The sequence below is a fragment of the Catenulispora sp. GP43 genome (assembly GCF_041260665.1).
Taxonomy (GTDB): domain Bacteria; phylum Actinomycetota; class Actinomycetes; order Streptomycetales; family Catenulisporaceae; genus Catenulispora.
Genome location: NZ_JBGCCT010000004.1, coordinates 410,965 through 435,577, shown reverse-complemented (window position 1 = coordinate 435,577; position 24,613 = coordinate 410,965). Strand labels below are relative to the sequence as shown.

The following is a 24,613-nucleotide window of genomic DNA, read 5'->3' as shown; positions in this document are numbered from 1 at the left end:
GCCGGCCAGCAGGTCGGGGCCGGTTGGTCGCGAACCGGCTCAGGCGGCCGACTGCACGTTCCGCGCGCCGCCCGCGGCGGTCGGCGCGGTACCGGCCGGAGAGGTCTCGATCTCCTCCTCCGCGGCGTCCGCGGCCTCCACCTCCTCGCGGGTGATCCCGAGCAGGTACAGGATCGTGTCCAGGAACGGCACGTTCACCGCGGTGTCGGCCTGCTCCCGGACCACCGGCTTGGCGTTGAACGCCACCCCGAGCCCGGCCGCGGCCAGCATGTCCAGGTCGTTGGCGCCGTCGCCGATGGCCACGGTGTCGGTGGCCGGCACCCCGGCCGCCTCGGCGAACTCCCGCAGCGCCGTGGCCTTGCCCGCGCGGTCCACTATCGGCCCGACCACGCGGCCGGTCAGCCGACCGTCGGCGCCGATCTCCAGGGTGTTGGCCAGGGCGAAGTCCAGGCCGAGCTCGTCCCGCAGCGAGTCGGTGACGTGCGTGAACCCGCCGGAGACGATGCCGACCAGGTAGCCGAGCCGTTTCAGGGTGCGGACCAGGGTGCGGGCCCCGGGCATCAGCCGGACCGAGGCGCGGACGTCCTCCAGCGCGCCGGCGTCCAGCCCCTCCAGCAGGGCGACGCGCTCGCGCAGCGACCCGGCGAAGTCCAGCTCGCCGCGCATCGCCCGCCGGGTGATCCCGGCGACCGCCTCCAGGCAGCCGGCGCGGGCCGCCAGCTCCTCGATCACCTCGCCCTCGATGAGCGTGGAGTCGACGTCCATCACCACCAGCCGCTTGGCCCGCCGGCTCAGGCCCGCCGGCTGCACCGCGATGTCGGCGTGCTCCTCGGCGGCGACCCGGGCCAGCCGCTCGCGCAGCAGGTCGGGGTCGGCGCCGGAGACGTCGAGCTCGATCGCGGTGACCGGGTACTTGGCCAGCCGCACGATCCGGTCGATGTTGCCGCGGCACTCGGCGATCTGCCGGGCCAGCGCCGCCATCGCGGCCGGCTTGAGCGGGGCGCCCAGGACGGTCACATGGGTGCGGCCCTCGCGGCGCTTGCGGTTGTCACCCAGACCGGTGACCACCTCGACGTCCAGCCGCTCCTCGGCGGCCCACTTGTGCAGGAGCAGGCGCAGCGTGCGCTCGGCGTCCGGCTCCTGCGGCGCGCCGACCAGTACGGCCAGCACCAGGCGGCCGCGGACGACGACCTGTTCCACGTCCACGACCGGGACGTCGAAGGTCTCCAGCGCGGAGAACAGACTCGCGGTGACACCGGGACGGTCGGCGCCGTACACGGTGACCAGGACGGTTTCGGCGGGCGGCGGCAGGGCGAGCGCGGTGTTCATGGTGTGATCCACGGTACCGTCGGGAGAGGGGACAGCCGAGGAGTGTCCGGGTGGTGAGCCGCGTGCGGCGGCCGCGCCGTCCACGGCACGCCGCTGAACAGGCCGCCGTGTCCCATACGGGTGATGTCTGCTCTGTGAACAGGCTCAACGGGGCGGCACGGCCCTAGCATTGAAGTATGGCCGCGGACGATACGTCCTTCGTCGCCGGGTTCCTCGCCGCGTCCGGCCTGTTCTGGATCGGGGGCGGGGTCCTCTGGCTGAGCGCGTGCGCCCGCAGGCTGGCGCGGCTGCGGCTGCGGCTGGTCGGGGTGCCGGCCCGGGGCGAGGTGATCGGCATGATCGTGTCCTGCGACGCCTCCGGGGCGGTGCGCAACGCGCCGCGGGTCCGCTACTTCGCCTCGGCCGGGCCGCCGGTCGTCACCCGCGCCTACGGCTACCGGCCGCACCAGAGCGTGGCCACCGGGGCGCAGGTGCGGCTGTGGTACGACCCGCTGCGGCCGGAGCGGATCCTGGTGTCGCGCTTCGACCTGAAGCTGCGCGACTGGCTCGAGCTGGTCGGCGCGCTGGCGGTGCTGGCGGTCGGGTTCGCGATGGAGTTCGCGGCGCTGACGATGCGCTGAGCGGGCACCCGGGCGCAGGCGGGCCGATGGCCGCCGTGCTGCTCCTTGATGCCCCTGATGTCCTCGATGTTCTCGGTGGCCACGGTGAAGCCGCCGCCCGCCCCGTCAGCGGACGCCGGGCTCCAGGATCGAGTGGTAGGCCGCCAGCTGCGCGCGCCGCGTCACCCGCTCCAGGCCGACCAGCGCCGAGGCCCGCAGCCGGGACTCCAGCGCGGTGACGCTGCCGCCCTCGTCCTGCCCGGCCAGGTCGGCGATCGCGGCCAGGCGCTGCGCCTGGGTCAGGACCTTGACGGCGCGCGGCGGGTAGCCCGGCGCCAGCACCGCCTCCGGCGCCCGGCCGTGGCCCCGGATCGCGGCCAGCGACTCGGCCAGTTCCGGGCGCCAGCGCGCCACGTCCAGCCGGGCCAGTTCCTCGGCGGCCTCGCGCAGGGCCGCGTTCAGCTCGCGTTCGGCCTCCGACAGCGTCGGGGTCGCGGGCGCGCCGTCCGGGACCGCGGTGACCGTCCAGCGGACCGCGTGGCCGCGGTCGCCGGCCGGGCCGTAGCCGTCCACCGAGGGCACGATGCCCAGCGCGGTCCCGTCGGTCAGCACCGCCTCGCCGGCCGCGATCGCCGCCTGGTTGAAGGCCGCCGGGCCCTTCAGCCCCAGCGGGTCGCCCGGCCGCGGCAGCGCCAGCCGCAGGCCCGTGACCCCGGCGGCGCGCAGCCGGCCCAGCGCGACGGTCCAGCCCACCTCGCCGTCCTCGCCCGGCACGCCGGCCACCCGGTGCGGCTCGTCGCCGTCCGCCCGCACCTGCTCGGCGGCCGAGTCCAGACTGGTGTGCCCGGCGAGCCACGCGTTGCCCCAGGCGACCAGGCGCCCCGACCGGTGTTCGCTCAGCATGAGGTCCAGGGTACGTGGCGGTGCCGACGGAGGGGATCGGGTGAACGGTCGCGGGCCGGCGGTGCGACGAGTCGTACACATGCGTCCTCTAAGCTAGGCGCGCGAAGATCGAGGCCTGCCCGCGTGAGGAAACTGGTGCCGAACATGACCACCGAAGCCCTGTCCGTCGACCCCGACAGCGTCCTCGACCTCGTCGACGTCTCCGTGGTCCGCGAGGGCCGCAAGCTGCTCGACGCCGTGAACTGGACGGTGGGCGAGGGCGAGCGCTGGGTGGTGCTCGGGCCGAACGGCGCGGGCAAGACCACGGTGCTGAACATCGCGGCCACCTCGCTGTTCCCGACCGCCGGGGCGGTCGGCGTGCTCGGCGAGCGGCTCGGCGCGGTCGACGTCTTCGAGCTGCGGCCGCGCATCGGCTACTCCTCGGCCGCGGTCTCCGAGAAGCTGCCGCGCGGCGAGACGGTCCGCGACGTGGTGATGACCGCCTCCTACGGCATGGTCGGCCGCTGGCGCGAGAAGTACGACGAGGCCGACGCGCAGCGCGCCGACGAGCTGCTGGCCTGGTGGGGCATGCACGCGTTCGGCAAGCGCACCTTCGGCACGCTCTCCGAGGGCGAGCGCAAGCGCGCGCTGATCGCCCGGGCGCTGATGGCCGATCCGGAGCTGCTGCTGCTTGACGAGCCGGCCGCGGGCCTGGACCTGGGCGGCCGCGAGGACCTGGTGCACCGGTTGGCCCGGCTGGCCTCCGACCCCTACGCGCCGGTCACCATCCTGGTCACGCACCACGTCGAGGAGATCCCGCCGGGCTTCTCGCACATCCTGCTGGTGCGGGCCGGCGCGGTGGTGGCGGCCGGGCCGATCGAGGCCGCGCTCACCTCGGAGAACCTGACCACCACGTTCGGCCTGCCGCTGAGTGTGGAGCGGTACCAGACCGCCGCGGGTGACCGCTGGTACGCCCGCGCCGTCTGACAGAGCTTTGATAGGCGTGGTTTGATAGCCGCGCCGCCTTCCGTAGCATGGGCTCCATGCACGCCATGGTGTGGGCGATCGTCGCGGCCGTCCTGATCCTGCTGGAGCTGACCACGACCACGCTGGTGTTCGTGATGCTCGGGATCGGAGCGGCGGCCGCCGCGCTCGCGGCCGGCGCCGGAGGGAACGTGGTCGTGCAGTTCGCGGCCTTCGGCGCGGTCTCGGTCGCCACCCTGGTCTTCGCCCGCCCGACGGCGATGAAGCGGCTGCACGGCGGGCCCGAGCACCGCCAGGGCATCGACACGCTGATCGGCCGCGAGGCGCTGGTGGTGGAGAAGGTCGACGGGCACGACGGCAGAGTCCGGATATCCGGGGAGATCTGGAGTGCCCGCGCCTATGACGGGCATACGGAATACGAGGTCGGAGACCGCGTGGACGTCGCCCAGATCGAGGGCGCGACCGCGCTGGTCCTCTGAGCCTGTTCGCCTGGCGTCGCCTGGGATTCCGCAACCCTTTGCGCGGGCAGGACAATCCTCGACGGAACGGTGTGTGCGGCATACGTTCCCGGGCCTAAGATCGAGCACTGTCACCGGGGGGTGCCTGCCGCCTCCTGACCGCCGGACATCGAAGTTGTGGAGGAGGAGTCGACATGGTCGCCACGATCGTCGTCCTCATCTTGATCGCCGCCGCGATCGCGGTGAGCCTGTTTCAGTCCGTGCGCATCGTCGGGCAGGGGACCGTCGCCGTCATCGAGCGCTTCGGCCGCTACACCCGCACGCTGACGCCGGGACTGCGGATCCTGATGCCGGTGGTGGACCGCGTGCGCGCCATCATCGACGTGCGCGAGCAGGTCGTGCCGTTCCCGCCGCAGCCGGTGATCACCCAGGACAACCTGACGGTCTCCATCGACACCGTCATCTACTTCCAGGTCACCGACGCCCGCGCGGCGGTGTACCAGATCACCAACTACATCCAGGCGATCGAACAGCTCACGGTCACCACGCTGCGCAACATCGTCGGCGGCATGGACCTGGAGCGCACGCTGACCAGCCGCGACTACATCAACAACGAGCTGCGCGGGGTCCTGGACCAGGTGACCGGCAACTGGGGCATCCGGGTCTCCCGGGTCGAGCTGAAGGCGGTGGAGCCGCCGGCCTCGATCCAGGACTCGATGGAGAAGCAGATGCGCGCCGACCGGGACCGCCGCGCGGCGATCCTGTCGGCCGAGGGCTTCAAGCAGTCGCAGATCCTCACCGCCGAGGGCGAGAAGCAGGCCGCGGTGCTGCGCGCCGAGGGCGAGGCCAAGGCCCGCGCGCTGCAGGCCGAGGGCGAGGCGGCGGCGATCCGCAAGGTCTTCGACGCCATCCACGAGGGCAACGCCGACAACCAGGTGATGGCCTACCAGTACCTGCAGCAGTTGCCCAAGATCGCCGAGGGCGACAGCAACAAGCTCTGGATCATCCCCAGCGAGTTCGGCAAGGCGCTGGAGAACGTCGGCGGGGCGCTGGGCCGCATGCCGGGGATGCCCGGCGCTTCGGCCCCGGAGCCGGTGGCCGCCAACGGCAACGCGCTCGGCTCGAGCGCCGACGCGCCGCCGAAGGGGCCGGCGCCGCGCGCCGACCGTCCGCCGCGCCAGCGCGGCACGTCGAGCCCGGCTGACGACGTCTTCTTCAACCAGGACGAGGACTGAGTTCTCGGATGAGGGGCCGGTCTTCGGACCGGCCCCTCATCCATGCCCGCTATGCCACGACCATGCCCGCTATGCCACGACGCGTGAGCGGGCCTGCCACGTCTCGGCGGTCACCGACACCGCCAGCAGGGCCGCGCCGACCGCCCCGATCGCGGTGACGCGGTCACCGAGCAGGCTGACGGCCAGGACCGTGCCGGTCAGCGGCTCCAGCAGCGCCGTGACCGTCCCGGTGCTGGCCGCCGCGGCGCGCAGGCCGATGAAGTAGCAGCCGTAGGCGATGGCGGTCGGCACCAGTCCGAGGGCGAGCAGAAGCCCGATCGCGGCGGGATGCGGCGTGAAGCCGACCCCGGTGGTGACACCGGCGGCGACCATCAACGCCAGCCCGCCGGCGGTGAAGCTGTACCCGGTCATCGTGACCTCGTCCAGGCCCGGGACCGGGTTCTTACCGATCAGGCTGATCGCCGAGAACCCGGCGGCGCCGGCGATCGCGCAGCCGGCGCCGGCGGCGAGGTGTGCGGCGGTGATGCCGTGCGGCGGCTCGCCGACCAGCAGCCCGAGGCCGACGACCGCCAGCGAGACGGTCGCGGCGACCCGGGTGTCCAGGCGCCGCCGTCCGGTCGCCTGCTCGAAGGCCACGACCAGCACCGGGGCGGCACCGATGGTGAGCAATGTGGCCAGGCTGACGTCGGTCAGCGTCACGGCGGCGAAGTAGCAGGCCTGGAAGCCCGCCGCCAAAGCGCCGACGGCCCCGATCCGCAGCCATGCCGCGCGTCCTCGGGGACGCCGGCGGCCGGTGGCCGTCGCGAACAGGATGAGCAGTGTGCCGCCGATCAGCAGCCGGTAGCCGGCCACGGCGACGGGGGACAGGTGCGCGTGCAGCCAGAGCAGGCGGCCGGTGAGCCCGCCGGTGCCCCAGAGCACGCCGGAAAAGACGAGGTAGATCAAGGGATCGCTCCTGCGACAGAGAAGACTGTGCTCGATGGAGAGCGGTGGAATCAGTCGCGGGAAGCGGGGCGTGACACGTGAGCCCGTCGGCTCAGCACGCCGACAGGCGGTCCCTGATGATCAGGTCGACCCCGCTTCTAGGATCCCGGCGGCGGGGTGACCGGGAACAACCGGTGCACGATCGCGATCCTAACCGGCGGACGCGGCGCGGCCAACCGATCATCGGGCCGCTACGCTCGACCGGGACCGGACACGCGGGAGGCAGCGGTGGGCATCGGCGAGGTGGCGGCGCTGCTGGGCGCGGGCATGGCGGCCGGCACGATCAACACCGTGGTCGGCTCCGGCACGCTGGTGACCTTCCCGACTCTGCTCGCCTTCGGCTACAGCCCGGTGGTCGCCAACGTCACCAACACCGTCGGCCTGGTGCCCGGGTCGCTGTCCGGCATCCACGGCTACCGCGCGGAGATCGCGAAGTTCCGCGCCGTCGGCGGCCGGCGGCTGACGCGGCTGGTGCTGGCCTCGCTGTGCGGCGCCACGATCGGCGCGCTGCTGCTGTTCCTGCTGCCGGCCAAGGCCTTCAAGGCGATCGTGCCGGTGCTGATCGCGTTGGCGCTGGTGCTGATCGTGCTGCAGCCGAGGTTGTCGAAGCGGATCGCGGCGCGCAGGGCCGCTCGCGAGGCGGCGGAGGGCGCCGGGGGCGCGAACGGCGCCCAGGGGGCGGCCGAAGTGGCGGACGGCACGGCGGACGGCACGGCGGACAGCATGGCGGACGGCGCGCGGCGCGGCGGCTGGGGCGTCCTGCTGGCCGTGTTCGGCAGCGGGATGTACGGCGGCTACTTCGGCGCCGCGCAGGGCGTGCTGCTGATGGCGATCCTCGGTCTGACCTACAGCGACCACCTGCAGGTGCTCAACGGCGTGAAGAACGTGCTCGCCTGTGTGGTGAACGCCATAGCGGCGGTGGTGTTCATCACCGTCGGCGCGCTGGGGCTCGGCGGTCCGGAACACCCCTCGGTGCAGTGGGGCGCGGCCCTGGCCATCGCCGTGGGCGCGCTGGTCGGCGGGAAGATCGGCGCGAGCGTCGGGCGCCGGCTGCCGCCCCGGGTGCTCAGGGGGCTGATCATCGTGGTGGGCCTGGTGGCCATCGGGTCGATGGTGCTCTGAGCCGACGACGGACCGGCCGGGCGGCACCGAGGCATAACCGGACAAATATCCGTAGTCCGGTGCATAGGTGACCTTCACCGAATCGGCAGTGTATCCAGCTGATACTACCTATCCTGGAAACTGTCCCGGCGCCGTGCCGCACGTGCATGGCGTCCGTGCACCTGGGTCAGTATTCTGCCGGTGACGGGGGTCACGGGTCTGGCGGTCAGGGGCGGGGCAACCGGGATCGGCAGCGGCATCGGCAGGATCGGCAGGTTTCGGCACCACCGGCGCGGCGGCTCGCCGCGTCACCACGACATCCGGCGCACAGGCGCCGGCGGGCCCGTTTCGGAGATTCGTCTTGGGCAAGGTCTCCTATCGCTACGCGCACATCGAGGACCTCGACGCGCCGACCATCTACGCCCTGCTGCGGTTGCGGCAGGAGGTCTTCATCGTCGAATGGGGCAGTTCGCACCTGGACATCGACGGCCGGGACACCGAGCCGTCCAGCGTGCACCTGTGGGCCGAGCGCGACGGGGACGTGCTGGCCGCCGTGCGCGTGGTCCAGGAGTCGGACGACACCCTGCGGATAGAACGGCTCGCCACCCGCTTCGGCGCGCGCGGCCGCGGCATAGCCGGGCGGCTGCTGGACTACGCTGTGAAGATGGCCGGCGAGCGGCGGCTGCTGATCGACGTCCCGACCGCGCTGGAGCCCTGGGCCGAGCGCTTCGGGTTCGCCCGGGACGGCGATCCGTTCATCGCCGAGGGTGTCCAGCAGGTGACCATGTTCCACTGATGCACGTGCCTTTGCACGTGCGCGCCTCCTCGGAGCGCGCCGCCGGCGCGCGCGGTGAGATCCGCGCCACGGCCGAACGGGCATGTTCGCTGCCTGATTTACCCGCTTTTGACTGATTCGCCGCCTCACTTGTGGAACAGGCGGTGTTAGTGTGCGTTGAAGTTCCTACAGACGTAACGCGGAGGACCTCTCCATGCCCGATCCACGGCGCGCCCCCGGCTTCGCCGTGGCTTTGTGCGGGGGGCCGGCGTGACCGCCGGCCGGCACGGGGCCGCGGGGCCGGCGATAGCCCAGGCCGCGGCGGCGGTCGCGGTCGTCGGCTACGACGGATCACTGCCGGGGCCGGTGGTCCGCCGGGTCCTGGAGTCCTCCGAACTGGTCGTGGGGGTGGCGCGCCACCTCGACGGGATCGGCGTGCCCGAGCACGTGCGGCGGATCCTGCTGGGCGAGGACAACCGCCTGGCCTACGCCCGGCTCACCGCGCACCTGACCGATCCGAAGGCCGGCCCGGCGGTGGTGGTGACCGCCGGGGACCCCGGGTTCTTCGGCGTGCTGCGCGATCTGCGCGAATCAGGCTTCGAGGTCGTCGGCTACCCGGCGCCCGGCCCGGTGGCCGCCACCCTGGGGCGCCTGGGGCTGCCCTGGGACGACGCGGTCGTGGTCTGCGTGACCGACGACCGCTCGCTGCAGCGCGCCGCCAACACCGCCCGCGCGCACCCCAAGGTGGCCATCGTGGCCGCCCCGGAGTTCCCGCCGCACCGCGTCGCCTCGGCCCTGCGCGGCGCCCAGCGCGCCTTCATCGTGGCCCAGCACCTCGGGGAGCCCGACGAGCGGATCGAGAAGCTCTCGCCGACCGAGGCGGCCGCGCGCGTCGTCTGGGGCGCCGCGGACGCGATCCTGGTGCTGGACGAGGAGCGGCTGAGCCCGGACTCCCCGCACGACCCGCGCTGGGGTTCGGGCTGGGTGTCGGCCTGGGCCGGGCCCTCGGCCGGCTGGGCGGTGCCGGACAACGCGTTCGTGGCCCGCGGTCCGCAGGTCCTGCCCGCTGAAATCAGGGCCTTGATACTCGCGCGGCTGGCACCGCGGCTGGGCGCGATGGTGTGGGAGGTCGCGGCCGGGGCCGGGGCGCTGGCCGTGGAGTGCGCGCGGCTGGGCGCGGCGGTGATCGCGGTGGAGCGTGATCCGGACGCCTGCGAGCGGATATCGCTGAACGCGGTGATGCACGGCGTGGACGTCGAGGTGGTCAGCGGCCTGGCGCCGGCGGCCCTGGCCACGCTGCCGCGCCCGGACTCGGTGTTCGTGGGGACCGAGCGCGCCGAGATCGTCCGGGCGTGCGCCACCACCGGCGCGCGCACCGTCGTCACCGCGGTCACCGCGCTGGACCGGCTGCCGGCCATCCGGCAGGCGCTGCGGATCGGCGACCGCCGGGTGGACGGCGTGCAGTTGCAGGCCTCCAGGCTGGCGCCCCGGCCCGGGGACGCGCTCCGGCTGGCTCCGGCGGCGCCGGTATTCGTTCTTTGGGGTGAGCTTGGGTGACAGACCCGGCATTTTAGTCAACCCATCCGGGGCTGCGTATGCTCTTCCGGGCTCGCGCGTGCCTCCGACAAGCGATACTTGGCAGCGCCCACGCGAACGCGAACCCCCGCTGACAAGGGGGACACGGGGAACGGGAGCGGGATACGAACCATGGTATGGAACGACAGGATCGAGGAACCCACGGTGACCGGTGCCGACGATTTCGGGCGTGACGGCTCCGGGAGGCCGCCGTTCGAGGACGGCTTCCCGCCCGGCGCGGGACCCTACGACGACAGCGCGCCGACCACCGAGTTCAGCAGGCTGGTGTTCGACGACGAAGCCGAGTTCCCGGGGCCGCGCAACGGCTCCGCGGGGCCGGGCGGGCCCGGCGGGCCGAACGGAGCGGGCGGTCCGGGTGGCCCGGGCGGCCCGCGGATGCGCGACGGGCGGGATCCGCGCGGTGCGTTCGGCGGGCCGGAGCAGCCGGGGCGTCCCGGCGCCGGGGCGCCGGGCGGCCCGGGTGGCCCGGGTGGCCCGGGTGGGCCCGGCGGCGTCCCCGGCGGCCCGGGTGGCCATGGCGGTCCCGGCGGTCCCGGCGGTCCCGGTGGACCGCAGGGCCCGGAGTCTGCCAACCGCCCCACGCGCCCGATCCGTCCGCGTCCGGCCGGCGCGCCCGGCGGCCCCGCGGTGCCGCCCGGCTCGGCGTTCCGCGACCAGCAGCCGGCCGGCGGCCGGGGCCCGGCCGAGGGCGGCCGCGGGCCCGGCGAGCCGGGGCGTGCTCAGCGCCCGATGATGCCGCAGATGCAGCCGCCGCCCGGCCGCGGCCCGCAGCCCGGCCCCCGCAATCAGGGTCCTGATGGCCGCGGCGGCTTCGGCGTGCCGCAGCAGCGCGACGCCAACGCCGACTCCGGCCCCACGCCCCGCCGCTCGCCGGGCGCCCGCGGCGCCGAGGCCCTGCGCCAGGCCCAGCAGTTCGACGTCTTCCGCCGCGACCCGGTGGTCCCGCAGCAGGCGTCCCCGGCCGACGGCAACGACTTCGACGAGGCGGCCGACCGCACCCCGCTGCCGCGCGACGAGCGCGACCCCAGGGAGCAGCGCGACCAGCGGGACCCCCGCGACCAGCGCGGCCAGGTCGACATCAGCGTCTTCGACGCCGCCCCGGAACCGCCCGAGCGCCCCGGCTTCGACCTGCGCGCGCCGCTGCGCGGCCCGGCCTCCTACGACCAGCCGACGGACATCATCCCGGCGATCCTCGACGAGCCCGGCCAGGACTCCTTCGGCCAGGACTCCTTCGGCCGGCACCCCGGCGTGCAGAACGCCGACGGCCACGGCTTCGGCGCCGAGGAGCAGCAGGGCGGCTTCGGCGCGCCGCAGGGCTTCGCGGCGCCGCAGCCGGAGGAGCAGGCGTTCGGGGAGCAGGGCTTCCCGGGCGCGAACAACGCCGGTTTCAGTGCGCCGCAAGGGTTCTCGCCTGCGGGCGGGGCCGGGTTTGGCGCGGATAGCGCCGAGTCTGGTTTCGGTGCGCAGGGCTTTGGCCAGGATGGCGGCGAGTCCGGTTTCGGCGCGCCGCAAGGGTTCCCGCCTGCGGGCGGGGCTGGTTTCGGTGCGGATAACGCCGAGTCTGGTTTCGCTGCGCAGGGCTTTGGCCAGGATGGCGGCGAGTCCGGTTTCGGCGCGCCGCAAGGGTTCCCGCCCGCCGGTGCGCCCGGGTTCGGCGCGGACAACGCCGAGTCCGGTTTCGGTGCCCCGCAAGGATTCCCGCCCGCCGGTGCGCCCGGCTTCGGTGCGGAGCGCGACGAGGTCGCCGGGATCGACGGACAGCAGCGCTTCGGCGCCGAGGGCTTCGGTGCCGAGCGTGGCGACGCCGGTTTCGGCGCGCCGCAGGGCTTCCCGCCGGCGGGCGGCTTCGGCGCCGACGAGGCAGTGTTCGACAACCCGCAGGGCTTCCCGCCGGCCGGCGAGTCCTCCTTCAACTCCCGACAGAATTTCCCAGGCGAGGCCCAGCATTTCCCGGGCGAGGCCCAGCATTTCCCGGGTGAGGCCCAGCACTTCTCGGGCGAGGCCCAGGGCTTCCCGCCCGCGGCCGCTCCGCAGCCGTTCGGCGCCGAGAACGCCGAGCCCGTCTTCCCCACCGCGCAGGACGCGCACGCGGCCGGCATCGACCCGCAGACCACCTTCGGCGGGCCGCAGGCCTTCGCGCCTCAGGCCGGCAACGACCCGTCGTTCGGGGCGCGGCCGGTCGAGGAGAGCCCGTTCGGTGCCGCCGAGGCCGCGCCGGCCACGCCGGTCTTCGGCGCGCCGGAGGGCGGGATGCCGTCGTTCGGCGACCGGCCGCTGACCCCGAACACCAGCCCCGACTACGGTCTGGGCGCCGGTGTCGCCGGCAACGGCGCCGGCGAGCCGCAGGCCGAGCCGCCGCTGGCCGCGCACCTGGACCCGCCGCGCTTCGAGCCGGCGCCGCCGGTGTTCGACGACCCGGCCGAGGGCGTGGAGTTCGGCGGGGCCGGCGAGGAGCCGGGCCCGGTGTTCGCGACGCCCACCGTGGCGATCGCCCCGGCCGAGGCGGTCGGCGAGTACGCCGAGGACGGCGAGCTCGACGAGGACGCCGACGACGCCGACGCCGAGCCCGAGATGCTCGTCCCGTGGGCCAACGCCGGGACCGAGAACGCCGACGCCGGTGAGTTCGAGAACCAGGCCGGCGGCGTCGACGACCTCTACGACACCGACGGCGAGCCCTACGACGACGTCCCGCGGGTCCCGCCGTACGACGACGCCGAGCTCGCCGCCGTGCACCGCGTCATCCGCGAACGCCGCGACGTGCGCTCCACCTTCCTGCCCGACGCGATCCCGGACGAGGTCCTCACCCGGGTCCTGGAGGCCGCGCACACCGCGCCGAGCGTCGGCTTCTCGCAGCCGTGGGACTTCCTCGTGCTGCGCAACCGGGAGACCCGGCAGGCCGTGCACGACCTGGCCGCCCGGCAGCGCGACGCGTACTCCGCCTCGCTGCCCAAGGCGCGGCAGCGGGCGTTCAAGGACCTGAAGATCGAGGCCATCCTCGACACACCGGTCAACATCGTCGTGACCTGCGACCCGACCCGGGGCGGCCGGCACACGCTGGGCCGGCACTCGCAGCCGCAGATGGCGCCGTACAGCGCCGCGCTGGCGGTGGAGAACCTGTGGCTGGCGGCGCGGGCCGAGGGCCTGGGCGTGGGCTGGGTGTCGTTCTTCGACGAGCGCGAGCTCACCCGCACCCTGGACCTGCCGGACCACCTGTCGGTGGTCGCCTACCTGTGCGTCGGCTTCGTCCACGAGTTCCCGGGCGAGCCGGAGCTGTCCGGGGCCGGCTGGGCCAAGCGCCGGCCGCTGGCCTGGGCCGTGCACGACGAGCAGTACGGCCGCCGGGCGCTGCCGGGCAGCAGCCCGGTGTCGCTGCTGGAGGAGACGCTGGCCGCGATCGCCCCGCTGGACAAGGCCGCGCGCGACGCCGCGCTGGCCCGCCAGGAGGTGATGACCAAGCCGGCCGGGTCCCTGGGCGTCCTGGAGGACGTCTCGGTGCAGCTGGCCGGGCTGGCCGGGGTCTTCCCGCCGCCGATCCCGGAGCCCGCCGCGGTCGCGGTGTTCGCCGCCGACCACGGCGTGCACGCGCAGGGTGTCACGCCCTGGCCGCAGGAGGTCACCGCGCAGATGGTGCTGAACTTCCTGTCCGGCGGCGCCGTGGTCAACGCCTTCGCGCACCAGATCGGCGCCGAGGTGTGCGTGGTGGACGTCGGCGTGAACGCCGAGCTGCCGCAGCAGACCGGGCTGGTGCCGCGCAAGATCCGGTACGGGACCGCGGACCTGGCCGTGGGGCCGGCGATGACCCGCGAGGAGGCGCTGACCGCGCTCGAGGTGGGCGTGGAGACCGCGCGGGACCTGGTCGCCGCCGGCAACAAGGTGCTGCTGACCGGCGACATGGGGATCGCGAACACCACCGCGAGCGCCGCGCTGATCGCCGCGTTCACCGGCGCCTCGCCGACCCAGGTCACCGGGTACGGCACCGGGATAGACGAGCAGACCTACGCGCACAAGGTCGACGTGGTGCGCCGGGCCCTGGACCTGCACCGCCCGGATCCCGGCGACCCGCTCGGGGTGCTGGCCGCGGTCGGCGGCCTGGAGCACGCCGCGCTGGCCGGCTTCATCCTGGGCGCGGCGAGCCTGCGGATCCCGGTGATCCTGGACGGCGTGATCGCCGGCGCCGCGGCGCTGGTGGCCCAGGCGCTGGCGCCGGAGGCCACCGACGCCATGGTCGCCGGGCACCGCTCGGCCGAGTCCGGGCACCAGCTCGCGCTGGAGGCCCTGGGCGTGGTCCCGCTGATCGATCTCGAATTGCGGTTGGGGGAGGGCAGCGGCGCGGTCCTGGCCCTACCGTTGGTGCAGGCGGCCGTGCGCGCGCTGCGGGACGTGGCGACCTTCGAGTCGGCCGGCGTCGCGGAGCGCGCGGACGACGACGACGAGAACGCCGCCTAGCCGACGCCCCTGCGAACGACACGGGAACACCGAACAGATGAGCGCCATGACCGACCCCGCTTCCGTCTACCCCGCCGCGCTGCGGCTGGCCGGCCGGCGGGTGGTGGTGGTCGGTGCCGGCCCGGTGGCCCAGCGCCGGGTCCTCGGGCTGCTGGACGCCCGCGCCGACGTCCTGGTCGTCGCCCCCGAGGCGACGCCGGCGATCGAGGCGCTGGCCGACGGCGGCGAGATCGTCTGGGAGCGGCGGCCGTACCGGGCCGGTGATCTGGGCCGGGCCTGGTACGCCGTGGCCGCCGCCGACGATCCGGCGGTGAACGCCGCGGTGGCGCGCGAGGCGGAGGCCGGCCGGGTGTTCTGCTCCCGGGCCGACTCCGCCGAGGACTCCAGCGCGTGGACCCCGGCGGTCGGCCGGCACGACGGCGTCACCGTCGCGGTGATCGGCGGCGGCGACCCGCGGCGTGCCGTGGACGTCCGGGACGGGGTCCTGGAGGGCCTGCGCGACGGCACCCTGGCCGCGCCGCACCACCGCGGCCGCACCCCGGGCGTGGCGCTGGTCGGCGGCGGGCCCGGCGACCCGGACCTGATCACCGTGCGCGGCCGCCGGCTGCTGGCCGAGGCCGACGTGGTGGTGGCCGACCGGCTCGGGCCGCGCGGCCTGCTGGACGAGCTGGCGCCGGACGTGGAGATCATCGACGCCTCGAAGATCCCTTACGGCCGTGCGCTGGCCCAGGAGGCGATCAACGAGGTGCTCATCACCCGGGCGAAGGCCGGCAAGTCCGTGGTCCGGCTCAAGGGCGGCGACCCGTTCGTCTTCGGCCGGGGCTTCGAGGAGGTGCTGGCCTGCGCCGAGGCCGGCGTGCCGTGCTCGGTGGTGCCGGGCATCACCAGCTCGATCTCGGTGCCGGCGCTGGCCGGCATCCCGGTCACGCACCGGGGCGTGGCGCACGAGTTCACCGTGGTCTCCGGCCATGTCGCGCCGGACCACCCGAAGTCCCTGGTGGACTGGGCCGCCCTGGGCCGGATGACCGGCACGCTGGTGATCCTGATGGGCATCGAGCGCATCGGCGCGATCGCCGCGGCCCTGGTCGCCAACGGCCGTGATCCGCAGACCCCGGTCGCGGTGATCCAGGAGGGCACGATGCCCGGCGAGCGCCGGGTGCGGACCACGCTGGAGATGATCGAGGCCGCGGTGGCCGAGGCCGGGATCCGGCCGCCGGCGATCGTGGTGGTCGGGCCGGTCGTCGGACTGGCCTGAGGCGCGCGGCGGCGGGCTTCGCCATCGCCTTGACGCTGCCGCCTTGACGCTGCCGCCTTTACAGCCCTGACGCTGCCGCCTTTACATCGGGCTTATTGACCACCGGCTTATCCGCGAGCCGATGTAATGCCACCATGAGCCAGGACCAGGACCCGATCGACGCGACCCGGCGCTTCGAGCCGGTCGACCCGTACAACATCCCCGCGGAGGGCGTCGGAGCCCCGGCCCCCGGCTACGAGGGCGGCTACCAGCAGGGCTTCGAGCAGGGCTTCGAGCAGCAGCCGTTCGGCGCGCCGGAGCCCCGGCGGCCCGGTTTCAAGCAGCGCCTGACCCGGCTGGGCCCGCTGAAGCTGGCCCTGCTGGGCACGGCCGGGGTGATCGTGCTCGGCGGGGCCGCCTGGGGCACGTCGGCGGCGTTCCAGTCCTCGGGCCCGTCCTCGAACAGCGCGGCGGCCGCGCCGGCCACCGATCAGACGCAGAGCCAGCCCGGCGCCGGCGCCACGACCGGCGCGGGCGGCAAGCACGCCAAGACCGGTAGGACCGGCAAGCTCGCCCGGGTCACGATCACCCAGGTCGGGTCCGGCAGTTTCACCGGGACCGATGCCAAGGGCACGACGGTGACCGTCGACTACGACGCCAAGACCCGTTTCGGCTCCAAGGCGCACGCCCTCACCGCGGCCGACCTGAAGGCCGGGATGACCGTGACGGTGCTCGGCCCGCTCCAGGGCGACACCATCACCGCGACCGCCGTCGCGGTCCCGGCCAGGACCGCCAAGAACCCGGGCGCGCCGACCGACCCGGCGAGCCCGGCGGACGGGGCCGCCTGACGGGTGGCTGACAATTGGCGAATGACAAAACTTGAAATCTGTCAGCTGTCAGTCGTATCGTCGAAGGCATGACGACGACTGACAGCCCCTTCGCCGCCCGCCGCCTCGGCGCCGCCGGCCCCGAAGTCTTCCCCCTCGGCCTCGGGGCCATGGGCATGTCCGCCCTGTACGGGCCGACCGACCGCGACGAGTCCATCGCCACCGTGCACGCCGCCCTGGACGCCGGGATCACCCTGATCGACACCGGCGACTTCTACGGCATGGGCGACAACGAGCTCCTGCTGGCCGACGCGCTGCGCGGCATCCCGCGCGACCGCTACCTGCTCAGCGTGAAGTTCGGCGCCCAGCGCGACCCGGCCGGCGCCTTCATCGGCTACGACACCAGCCCCAACGCCCTGAAGACCTCTCTGGCGTACTCGCTGCGCCGGCTCGGCGTGGACCACATCGACGTCTACCGCCCGGCCCGGCTGGACCCGAAGGTCCCGATCGAGGAGACCATCGGCGGTCTGGCCGAGATGGTGCAGGCCGGCTACATCCGGCACATCGGCCTGTCGGAGGTCGGCGCCGAGACCCTGCGCAAGGCCGCGTCCGTGCACTCGATCTCGGACCTGCAGATCGAGTACTCGCTGATCTCGCGCGGCATCGAGGCCGCGATCCTGCCGACGGTCCGCGAGCTGGGGATCGGGATCACCGCCTACGGCGTGCTCTCCCGCGGCCTGATCAGCGGCCACTGGACCAGGGGCAGCGGCGGCGCCGGAGACTTCCGCGCGCACTCGCCGCGCTTCCAGGGCGAGAACCTGGACCACAACCTCGCGCTGGTCGAGACGCTGCGCTCGATCGCCGCGGAGAAGAACGTCACGGTCGCGCAGCTGGCGATCGCCTGGGTCGCGGCGCAGGGCACGGACATCGTGCCGCTGGTCGGCGCCCGGCGGCGGGAGCGCCTGGCGGAGTCGCTGGGCTCGCTCGGCGTCACGCTGACCGCCGACGACCTCGCCCAGATCGAGAAGGCGGTGCCCGCCGGATCGGCCGCCGGCACCCGGTACGCCGCCGAGCAGATGGCCCACCTCGACTCGGAGAAATAGAGTTCAGCGGTGAGTACCAGCACACCAGGCGGGCCCCTGACATCCGAGCGCATCCTGGAAGCGGCGGAGGAGACCCTGCGCCGCTTCGGCCCGGCCAAGACCAGCGTGGTCGACGTCGCGCGGGCGCTCGGGGTCAGCCACGGCTCGGTGTACCGGCACTTCCCGACCAAGGCGGACCTGCGGGACGCCGTGGTGGACCGCTGGCTCCAGCGGATGCACCCGGCGCTCGCGGCCGTCGCCGACGGCGCGGGGCAGGCCCCCGAGCGGATCCGGCTGCTGCTGTGGACGCTGGCGGAGACGAAGTGGACCCGGGCGCAGGACGACCCGGAGTTCTTCGCGGCGTTCGCCGAGCTGGCCGAGGACGCGCGCACCCCGGTCGTCGCGCACATCGACTTCGTCGTCGAGCAGCTGACCAGGGTGGTCGCCGAGGGGGTGGAGCGCGGCGAGATCGCCTCGCGGGACCCGAGGCGGACCGCGCTGGCGGTCTTCGACGCCATGGCCAAGTTCCACAACCCGGCGGCGCGCGCGGCGTGGGTCCGGCCGGAGGTCGACGAGTCCTTCGCGAACGTCTGGGCGCTGCTGCGCGACGGGCTGCTCCCGCGCGATTCCGGCTGAGGGCCCCGGATGCGGCAGGATGCAGCATCGTGGGAGAACTGATCGAAGTCACCGACCCGTCCGACCCGCGGCTGCATGATTACTCCGGCCTCACCGACGTCGAGCTGCGCAAGGTCCGCGAACCCGCCGAGGGCCTGTTCCTGGCCGAGGGGGAGAAGGTGATCCGCCGCGCGCTGGCCGCCGGCTACCCGATGCGCTCGACGCTGCTGTCGCCGAAGTGGGTCCAGGCGATGCGGCCGCTGATCGACGCGGTGGACGCCCCGGTGTACGTCGGCAGCGAGCCGCTGCTGGAGGCGGTGACCGGCTTCCACGTCCACCGCGGCGCCCTGGCCTCGATGCAGCGCACCCCGGTCCTGGACGCCGGGAGTGTGCTGGCGCGGGCCAAGCGCGTCGTGGTCATGGAGGACATCGTCAACCACACCAATCTCGGCGCGATCTTCCGCAGCGCGGCGGCGCTCGGGATGGACGCCGCGGTGCTGACGCCGAGCTGCGCGGACCCGTTGTACCGCCGCTCGGTCCGGGTGTCGATGGGGACGGTGTTCGCGCTGCCCTACGCGCGGCTGGACTCCTGGCCCGGCGGCCTGGCGACGCTGGCCGAGCACGGTTTCCGCACCATCGCGCTGACGCCGGGCCCGACCGCGATCGACGTGCGGGACCTGCGGTTCGGTCCGCAGGACAAGGTGGCGCTGCTGCTGGGGACCGAGGGCGACGGCCTGTCCGATCCGGCTCTGGCCGCCGCCGATATGCGGGTCAGAATTCCCATGGCGGCCGGAGTGGATTCGTTGAATGTCGCGGCCGCCGCGGCCGTCGCGTGTTATGCGATCGGCGCCGCCGAATGACTTTCGCCGGAGGGCTTCCGGCATTTTCCGGGAAGGGCGATCGGAATGCGGGCCGGCGCTCCAGGATATGCGTTCTCCGGTGCGGGTTTCCGTCTATCCGTCACGCATAGGCCCACTCAGCAGGTGCGGGGGATCCGGGGCCGCCGCGGCGGATGCCGGACGTCGGCGTCCGCTGCGCTGTTCTTCGCCGGCACCGCGATTTCCCTGAATGTCCGCCGCGACGGTTTTCCGCCAGCGCGCCGCGGGTGCGGGAAAACCAAGCGCCGGGCAGGCCTCCCCGGCCCGCCCGGCGCTTGTTCCGTACGGTGGCTGCTGTTGTGCGGTAAGGCTTTCCGGCGGCTCTCACGCCGCCACTTCGGTCCCCTCCCTGGTGGCCGCCTGTGCGTCGGCGAATCCCCGGTCGCGCTGCGTGCCGATCCGGATCGGCACCACCACCGGACGCGCGCCGGTCGCGGCACCGCGGCGGCGGCGGGCCTCCTCCGCCCGTTCCACCTCGGTCAGTCCGCCCCAGATGCCGAACTGCTCCGGCAGCGCCAGCGCGTGCTCCAGGCACTGCTGGCGGACCGGACAGTCGTCGCACACCCGCTTGGCGGCCGTCTCACGCTTCTCCCGTTCGCGGATCCGTTCCGAATCCGGCGCGAAGAAGACCGTCGCGTCCCCGGACTGGCACAGTCCGCGCTCCTGCCAACCGAGCTTGAGCTCGGCGATCGGCGGGATCCGGGCCGCCGTCCGTGCCGACGACGACCGGACCGGTATCGGTCCGACGGCTCCTCGCACCGTGGTCTGCTGAGCCATGATCCGGCTCACCCCCTCCAATTGAACTCCGCGCACCTGCCGTGATCCACCCGGCGGTTCGCACCGCCCCTCAGCTGGCTGCCGTCAGCGGCAATGCCGGGTTACGGGTGTAACGGATCACGGGGGCCTGGTGTTCCCGCCGAACGAGGCGATTTCTTCTCAGCTCGTTTCGATGGACGGTGCGCGGCCGGGTGGTCACGGCACCTGCACGGGCGGTTGCACGCGCATCGGCGGATTCACTCGGGAAGGCGGTCTGGCGGCCTGGAAGGGTTCGCGGCGGCGGGGTGGGATAAACCTTGAGAGGCTGAGAATTCTTCACAGGATGTTATCGACGGGGGGATAGGCCACTTGGCGGCAGGGGTGTCGCCGTCGGTACCGCTTCGGCGCCGGGAGGGAATGTCGCAGGCCGCGGTGCCGCAAGGGGCGCGGCGGGGCGTGGGAGAAGGAGATTTTTTAGCAAAACCGGCGCTTCGACGCAGGGCGCTGATCAGGCTGATCCCGGCTTTCGCAGGTATTCGCCATAGTCCTTTCGGGTGGTTGTACTACCATTGGAGGCTTGTTCGGGTCTAACGTCTGAACCAGCCCTCTGCGACGGCCGGCCACCAGGCCGCCGCCGGATCGGGCTGCGGTCGGCGCGGGGCCGGGCGCTCCAGGCGCATGGACCGAAGGGTTCTGCCATGCAGGTGGATCCAAGCTCTTCCCCGGGTAGGAAGCCGGCAGGCAACACGGCACTGAAGGCCTTGCGGCTGTCTCGGCACTGGACGCAGGCGGAATTCGCCGCGGAGTTCGAGAAAGCCTCCCGCGCGCTTGGTAAGGTGCTGTCACTTTCCGTCCGGCAGGTCCGCCGGTGGGAGAGTGAGGATCCGCCGTGTCCGCTCCCGGCGTACCAGCGGGTTCTCGAAGAGGTCTTCGGCGTCTCCGTCGCGCAGATGGGATTCCAGGTCGGATGGTCGGTGCCGTGGGCGCCGCGGCCGGAGTCGTCACAGCCACCGACCGCCGCTACTGGGCGTGCTCCGGTAAGTGAGTCCGAGGACGACGGTGCAGCTGGGGGAGCCACGCAACACGGACGGATGGCAGGGCTGTGCCGCACGCGGCCCGCCGACCGATCTGGAGGGCACGACCCAGTGAAGCGCCGAGAATTCGTCGCCAGCGCCGCCGCGGCGCTGACCGTGGCCGGGGCGGGTGAGAGCACCGCGTACGGGGCAGAAGCCCCCGACCGGCTGCCGGCCGCCGCCGACCCGGCCGGCCGCGCGGTCCCGTTCGACCGGCAGATGGTGGACGGTTATGAATTCATCACCAGTCAACAGCGATCGCTGTATTACACAGTCCCCCCGGCCCGCATGTACTCCCCGGCCGTCGCGCACGCCCAACTCGGGGCGGCGCTGCTGAGCGGCACCGGCCCGCAGGCCCAGCGCTCCCGGCTGGCCGGCTCGCTGGCCGAGGCCTCGCTGCTGGCCGCCCGGCTGGCGTTCTTCGACCTGAAGAAGGCCGAGCCGGCCCGCATGCACTACCGCAACGCCCTGGTCGCCGCGCGCGAGGCCGACGACCACCAGCTGGGCTCGGCGATCCTGGCCCACCTGGCCTTCATCCCGGCCTGGGACGGCAAGGCCGGCGAGTCCCGCGACCTGATGCGCGCCGCCTACGCGCACGCCGCGCGCGGTGTCAGCGCCGTCCAGCGCTCCTGGCTGCACGCCGTGGACGCCGAGATCGAGGCCCGCCTGGGCGACCAGAAGCGCGCGGTCGACCTGATCGGCCGGGCCGAGGAGGCGCTGTCGGACGCCGACCGCTCCACCGTCCCGGACCCCGAATGGCTGGACTACTTCGACGCCACCCGCCTGAACGGCTTCAAGGGCTTCTGCCACATCAACGGCGGCAGCCCGGAGCTGGCGCAGGAGGCGCTGCTGTGCTCGCTGATGGCGCTCAAGCCCAACGAGGCCAAGCAGCGCACGATCGTGCTGGCCGACATGGCCGACATCCACGTGCGCACCAAGGAGATCGAGCAGGCCTGCACCACGCTGGAGCGGGCCCTGGTCAACCTGGACAAGCACTGGTACGGCATCGGCTGGGACCGGATCTACAACGTGCGCCGCAAGATGGACACCTTCGATGACACGCGGTCGGTCCGCGAACTGGACATGCGGATGAACTCCTCCTGGGGCGCGACGATGCGCCTGGCGACCTGAGGCCGCCCGGGGCAGAGAGTTCGGATCCGCTGACCGGGGTCCGCCGCGACGACGGCCGCACGGCCGTCCCGGCGGGCCCCGGTTCGCGCGCCGGGCGATCTTGGGGTGTCCGGACTCTGGACGCCAAGCGCTTGCGGACGCTACGTTCCGTGGCGTGCCAGAGACTTTAACTAAGGATATTGATAGTCGCGGCGTGGTCGTGGTCGGCGCCGGTCCCACCGGGATGCTGCTGGCCGGCGACCTGGCCGAGGCCGGGATCCCGGTGACGCTGCTGGAGCGCCGGCGTCCCGGCCTGTCCAACCTGAGCCGCGCCCTGGTCGTGCACGCCACGACCCTGGAGGCGTTCGACGCCAGGGACATCGCCGCGCCGCTGATCGAGCGGGGCGCGCCGGTCCAGTCGCTGCGGTTGTTCGACACCGCGGTGGTGGACGTCTCCGAGCTGCCGACGCCCTACCCGTACCTGCTGGTGGTGCCGCAGTACGAGACCGAGGCGGTGCTGCACGAGCGGCTGGAGCGGCTCGGCGTCGAGATCCGGTACGAGTCCGAGGTCGTGGGTCTGCGGCAGGACGCGGACGGCGTGACCGTGACCATCCGCGACGGGTCCGGCTCGCGGGAGGAGCGCGCCGCGTACGTCGTCGGCACCGACGGGAGCCGCAGCTCGGTGCGCTCGCTGCTGGGCGTGGAGTTCCCCGGCCACACCGTGGTGGCCTCGGTGATGCTGGTGGACGCCAAGCTGTCGCAGCCGCCGGAGACCCGCATCGCGACGAACACCGACGGCGACAAGTTCGCCTTCGTGGCCCCGTTCAAGGACGGCTACCACCGGATCATCTGCTGGGACCAGAAGCACGCCAAGGCCGAGACCGAGCCGGTCGAGCTCGGCGAGGTGCGCGAGATCCTGCGCGAGACGCTCGGGACGGACTTCGGCATGGGGGAGCCGCGCTGGTCCAGCCGCTTCCACAGCGACGAGCGGCAGGCCGAGCACTACCGCGTCGGCCGGGTCTTCCTGGCCGGCGACGCCGCGCACACGCACAGCCCGGCCGGCGGGCAGGGGATGAACACCGGGCTGCTGGACGCGGCGAACCTGGCGTGGAAGCTGGTCGCGGTCCTGCGGGGCCGCGCCGACGAGGCACTGCTGGACAGCTATGAGGCCGAGCGCTATCCGGTCGGCAGCGCGGTGGTCAAGGGATCAGGGCGGCTGCTGCGGGCGGCGCAGATCAAGGCCACTCCGGCGCGCAAGGCCCGGAACCTGGCGATGCACTTCGCCCTGGCGCGGCCGGCGGTGAACCGGAGGCTCGGTTTCGCCTTGTCGGGACTGTGGATCTCCTACGCCGCACCGCACGGCGCGCATCCGCTGACCGGTCATCGGGCCGGCGACGTGCCGCTGGCCGGCACCCCGTCCCGGCTGCTGGAAGCGCTGCGCGGCGGCGGATTCGTGCTCGTGGCGCCCGCGTACCTGCACGAACCCGCGGCGAAGGCCGGGGTGAAGACGGCGACGGCGACGGACGGCGGACCGGTGCGCCTGGTCCGTCCCGACGGCTACATCGCCTGGGCCGCCGACGCCCCGAGCGCCGAGGACGTCGCGCGGGCGATCGATGCGGCCGGCGCATGACCGTGAACCCACCACACAGCGCCGGCATCGAGAAAGATGGTGGGATGCGTCCCTTCCGCTTCCTGGCGACCATCGGCGACAACGACGGGTACTCCGACCTCATCCCCTTCGCCCGCAAGGCGGAGGCGATGGGCTGCTCCGGCTTCGTCATCCCGGACCACCTCATGGGCCTGGCGCCCCTGCTGCCGCTGGCGCAGGTGGCGGCGGTGACCGAGCGGCTGCGCGTGGGCACCTTCGTGCTCAACAACAGCCTGCGGCATCCGGCGGTGCTGGCCCAGGAGCTGGCCACGCTCGACCGGCTCTCGGACGGCCGGCTGGACATCGGGATCGGCGCCGGCTGGAACAAGCCGGAGTACGACGCGATCGGCATCCCCTTCGAGCCGGTCGGGGTGCGGATCAAGAAGCTGGCCGAGGCGATCGCGATCATCAAGGGCAGCTTCGGCGACGGCGCGTTCTCCTTCGACGGCGAGTACTACACGATCACCGACCTCGACGACATCCCGACGCCGGTGCAGCAGCCGCATCCGCCGTTCTTCCTCGGCGGGGGCGGCAAGCGGCTCCTGACGTTGGCCGCGCGCCAGGCCCAGGTCATCGGCCTGGCCCCGCGCATCCTCGCCGGCGACGTCCCGCGGCTGGACGCGCCCAGCATCACCGCGGCGGCCACCGAGGAGAAGATCGGCTGGATCCGCGAGGCCGCGGGGGAGCGCTTCGCCGAGATCGAGTTGAACACCTATCCCACCGGCGGCCCCACGGTCATCACCTCCGAGCCGCGCGCCGAGGCGCAGCGCCGCGCCGACCGGATCCGGGAGAAGACCGGGGTGGAGCTGACGGTCGAGGAGATCCTGGAGTCGCCGCACACGTACATCGGCAGCGCCAAGGAGCTGACGGCCAAGTTCCTGGAGCTGCGCGAGCGCTTCGGGATCAGCTCGTTCCTGATCGACGATCTGGACGCGCTGGCCCCGGTGGTCGAGGCTCTCGCCGGGCAGTAGGCGCACCAAGCCGGGCAAAGCGATGGGGAG

General features: G+C 73.3%; 20 protein-coding genes. 16 read left to right on the top strand and 4 right to left on the bottom strand.

Translation table 11 applies throughout. The annotated features are described in order from the left end of the window. Positions 1-39: 39 nt before the first annotated feature. Positions 40-1,329 (bottom strand): phosphoserine phosphatase SerB, encoded by a 1,290-nt coding sequence (gene serB, locus ABH926_RS12065; protein ID WP_370365540.1) that lies wholly within the window; start codon positions 1,327-1,329, stop codon positions 40-42. A gap of 176 nt (positions 1,330-1,505) precedes the next feature. On the opposite strand from serB, the gene ABH926_RS12060 reads away from it, so the two are divergent. After that, positions 1,506-1,949, top strand: coding sequence for a DUF3592 domain-containing protein (locus ABH926_RS12060; protein WP_370365538.1), 444 nt, complete (start codon positions 1,506-1,508; stop codon positions 1,947-1,949). Between the two features lie 105 nt (positions 1,950-2,054). Here the strand turns inward: ABH926_RS12060 and ABH926_RS12055 are convergent, their stop codons facing one another. Next, on the bottom strand, positions 2,055-2,831 hold the full coding sequence (locus ABH926_RS12055) for a hypothetical protein (RefSeq protein WP_370365537.1): 777 nt from the start codon (positions 2,829-2,831) through the stop codon (positions 2,055-2,057). Positions 2,832-2,975: 144 nt separating this feature from the next. On the opposite strand from ABH926_RS12055, the gene ABH926_RS12050 reads away from it, so the two are divergent. From ABH926_RS12050 to ABH926_RS12040, 3 genes are all read left to right on the top strand, one after another. Continuing rightward, a complete protein-coding gene (locus ABH926_RS12050; RefSeq protein ID WP_370365536.1) occupies positions 2,976-3,797 on the top strand; it encodes an ABC transporter ATP-binding protein in 822 nt (273 codons plus the stop codon). 56 nt (positions 3,798-3,853) lie between these two features. Further along, positions 3,854-4,273, top strand: a complete 420-nt coding sequence (locus ABH926_RS12045; RefSeq protein WP_370365535.1) for an NfeD family protein — start codon at positions 3,854-3,856, stop codon at positions 4,271-4,273. A 173-nt stretch (positions 4,274-4,446) separates the two neighbouring features. Then, positions 4,447-5,487 (top strand): SPFH domain-containing protein, encoded by a 1,041-nt coding sequence (locus ABH926_RS12040; protein ID WP_370365534.1) that lies wholly within the window; start codon positions 4,447-4,449, stop codon positions 5,485-5,487. Positions 5,488-5,556: 69 nt separating this feature from the next. Here the strand turns inward: ABH926_RS12040 and ABH926_RS12035 are convergent, their stop codons facing one another. Continuing rightward, positions 5,557-6,432 carry a DMT family transporter gene (locus ABH926_RS12035; RefSeq protein WP_370365533.1) on the bottom strand — a complete coding sequence of 292 codons (876 nt, stop codon included), beginning with the start codon at positions 6,430-6,432 and terminating at the stop codon, positions 5,557-5,559. Between the two features lie 267 nt (positions 6,433-6,699). Between ABH926_RS12035 and ABH926_RS12030 the strand changes: the two genes are divergently transcribed. The 9 genes from ABH926_RS12030 to ABH926_RS11990 all read left to right on the top strand — a co-directional run bounded on the left by ABH926_RS12030 (position 6,700) and on the right by ABH926_RS11990 (position 19,007). Then, positions 6,700-7,593 carry a sulfite exporter TauE/SafE family protein gene (locus ABH926_RS12030; protein WP_370365532.1) on the top strand — a complete coding sequence of 298 codons (894 nt, stop codon included), beginning with the start codon at positions 6,700-6,702 and terminating at the stop codon, positions 7,591-7,593. A 340-nt stretch (positions 7,594-7,933) separates the two neighbouring features. Then, on the top strand, positions 7,934-8,368 hold the full coding sequence (locus ABH926_RS12025; RefSeq protein WP_370365531.1) for a GNAT family N-acetyltransferase: 435 nt from the start codon (positions 7,934-7,936) through the stop codon (positions 8,366-8,368). A 249-nt stretch (positions 8,369-8,617) separates the two neighbouring features. Further along, complete coding sequence (locus tag ABH926_RS12020) at positions 8,618-9,904, top strand: precorrin-6Y C5,15-methyltransferase (decarboxylating) subunit CbiT (protein ID WP_370365530.1); 1,287 nt, start codon at positions 8,618-8,620, stop codon at positions 9,902-9,904. A 183-nt stretch (positions 9,905-10,087) separates the two neighbouring features. Continuing rightward, the gene (cobT, locus tag ABH926_RS12015) at positions 10,088-14,389 is read left to right on the top strand and encodes a nicotinate-nucleotide--dimethylbenzimidazole phosphoribosyltransferase (protein ID WP_370365529.1); all 4,302 of its coding nucleotides are present in this window, start codon (positions 10,088-10,090) and stop codon (positions 14,387-14,389) included. A 37-nt stretch (positions 14,390-14,426) separates the two neighbouring features. Next, complete coding sequence (cobA, locus tag ABH926_RS12010; protein ID WP_370365528.1) at positions 14,427-15,644, top strand: uroporphyrinogen-III C-methyltransferase; 1,218 nt, start codon at positions 14,427-14,429, stop codon at positions 15,642-15,644. Positions 15,645-15,778: 134 nt separating this feature from the next. Then, the gene (locus ABH926_RS12005) at positions 15,779-16,471 is read left to right on the top strand and encodes a hypothetical protein (protein ID WP_370365527.1); all 693 of its coding nucleotides are present in this window, start codon (positions 15,779-15,781) and stop codon (positions 16,469-16,471) included. 68 nt (positions 16,472-16,539) lie between these two features. Further along, positions 16,540-17,553, top strand: a complete 1,014-nt coding sequence (locus ABH926_RS12000; protein ID WP_370365526.1) for an aldo/keto reductase — start codon at positions 16,540-16,542, stop codon at positions 17,551-17,553. 9 nt (positions 17,554-17,562) lie between these two features. Then, on the top strand, positions 17,563-18,168 hold the full coding sequence (locus ABH926_RS11995) for a TetR family transcriptional regulator (protein WP_370365525.1): 606 nt from the start codon (positions 17,563-17,565) through the stop codon (positions 18,166-18,168). Between the two features lie 29 nt (positions 18,169-18,197). Further along, positions 18,198-19,007 (top strand): TrmH family RNA methyltransferase, encoded by an 810-nt coding sequence (locus ABH926_RS11990; RefSeq protein WP_370365524.1) that lies wholly within the window; start codon positions 18,198-18,200, stop codon positions 19,005-19,007. Between the two features lie 342 nt (positions 19,008-19,349). Here ABH926_RS11990 and ABH926_RS11985 read toward each other — a convergent pair whose 3' ends face one another. Continuing rightward, positions 19,350-19,802: a WhiB family transcriptional regulator gene (locus tag ABH926_RS11985; RefSeq protein WP_370365523.1), complete on the bottom strand. Its 453-nt coding sequence runs from the start codon at positions 19,800-19,802 to the stop codon at positions 19,350-19,352. 1,124 nt (positions 19,803-20,926) lie between these two features. On the opposite strand from ABH926_RS11985, the gene ABH926_RS11980 reads away from it, so the two are divergent. From ABH926_RS11980 to ABH926_RS11970, 3 genes are all read left to right on the top strand, one after another. After that, positions 20,927-21,985 carry a transcriptional regulator gene (locus ABH926_RS11980; protein ID WP_370365522.1) on the top strand — a complete coding sequence of 353 codons (1,059 nt, stop codon included), beginning with the start codon at positions 20,927-20,929 and terminating at the stop codon, positions 21,983-21,985. A gap of 193 nt (positions 21,986-22,178) precedes the next feature. Further along, complete coding sequence (locus tag ABH926_RS11975; protein ID WP_370365521.1) at positions 22,179-23,594, top strand: FAD-dependent monooxygenase; 1,416 nt, start codon at positions 22,179-22,181, stop codon at positions 23,592-23,594. A 44-nt stretch (positions 23,595-23,638) separates the two neighbouring features. Continuing rightward, positions 23,639-24,583: a TIGR03621 family F420-dependent LLM class oxidoreductase gene (locus ABH926_RS11970; protein ID WP_370365520.1), complete on the top strand. Its 945-nt coding sequence runs from the start codon at positions 23,639-23,641 to the stop codon at positions 24,581-24,583. Positions 24,584-24,613 lie beyond the last annotated feature (30 nt).

What these genes read in the sequence shown, in the direction of transcription:
- ABH926_RS11985 (WP_370365523.1), bottom strand. Translation starts at nt 19,802, where the DNA reads ATGGCTCAGCAGACCACGGTGCGAGGAGCCGTCGGACCGATACCGGTC.
- ABH926_RS12050 (WP_370365536.1), top strand. Translation starts at nt 2,976, where the DNA reads ATGACCACCGAAGCCCTGTCCGTCGACCCCGACAGCGTCCTCGACCTC.
- cobA (WP_370365528.1), top strand. Translation starts at nt 14,427, where the DNA reads ATGAGCGCCATGACCGACCCCGCTTCCGTCTACCCCGCCGCGCTGCGG.
- ABH926_RS12055 (WP_370365537.1), bottom strand. Translation starts at nt 2,831, where the DNA reads ATGCTGAGCGAACACCGGTCGGGGCGCCTGGTCGCCTGGGGCAACGCG.
- serB (WP_370365540.1), bottom strand. Translation starts at nt 1,329, where the DNA reads ATGAACACCGCGCTCGCCCTGCCGCCGCCCGCCGAAACCGTCCTGGTC.
- ABH926_RS12000 (WP_370365526.1), top strand. Translation starts at nt 16,540, where the DNA reads ATGACGACGACTGACAGCCCCTTCGCCGCCCGCCGCCTCGGCGCCGCC.
- ABH926_RS12060 (WP_370365538.1), top strand. Translation starts at nt 1,506, where the DNA reads ATGGCCGCGGACGATACGTCCTTCGTCGCCGGGTTCCTCGCCGCGTCC.
- ABH926_RS12045 (WP_370365535.1), top strand. Translation starts at nt 3,854, where the DNA reads ATGCACGCCATGGTGTGGGCGATCGTCGCGGCCGTCCTGATCCTGCTG.
- ABH926_RS12005 (WP_370365527.1), top strand. Translation starts at nt 15,779, where the DNA reads ATGAGCCAGGACCAGGACCCGATCGACGCGACCCGGCGCTTCGAGCCG.
- ABH926_RS12040 (WP_370365534.1), top strand. Translation starts at nt 4,447, where the DNA reads ATGGTCGCCACGATCGTCGTCCTCATCTTGATCGCCGCCGCGATCGCG.
- ABH926_RS11970 (WP_370365520.1), top strand. Translation starts at nt 23,639, where the DNA reads ATGCGTCCCTTCCGCTTCCTGGCGACCATCGGCGACAACGACGGGTAC.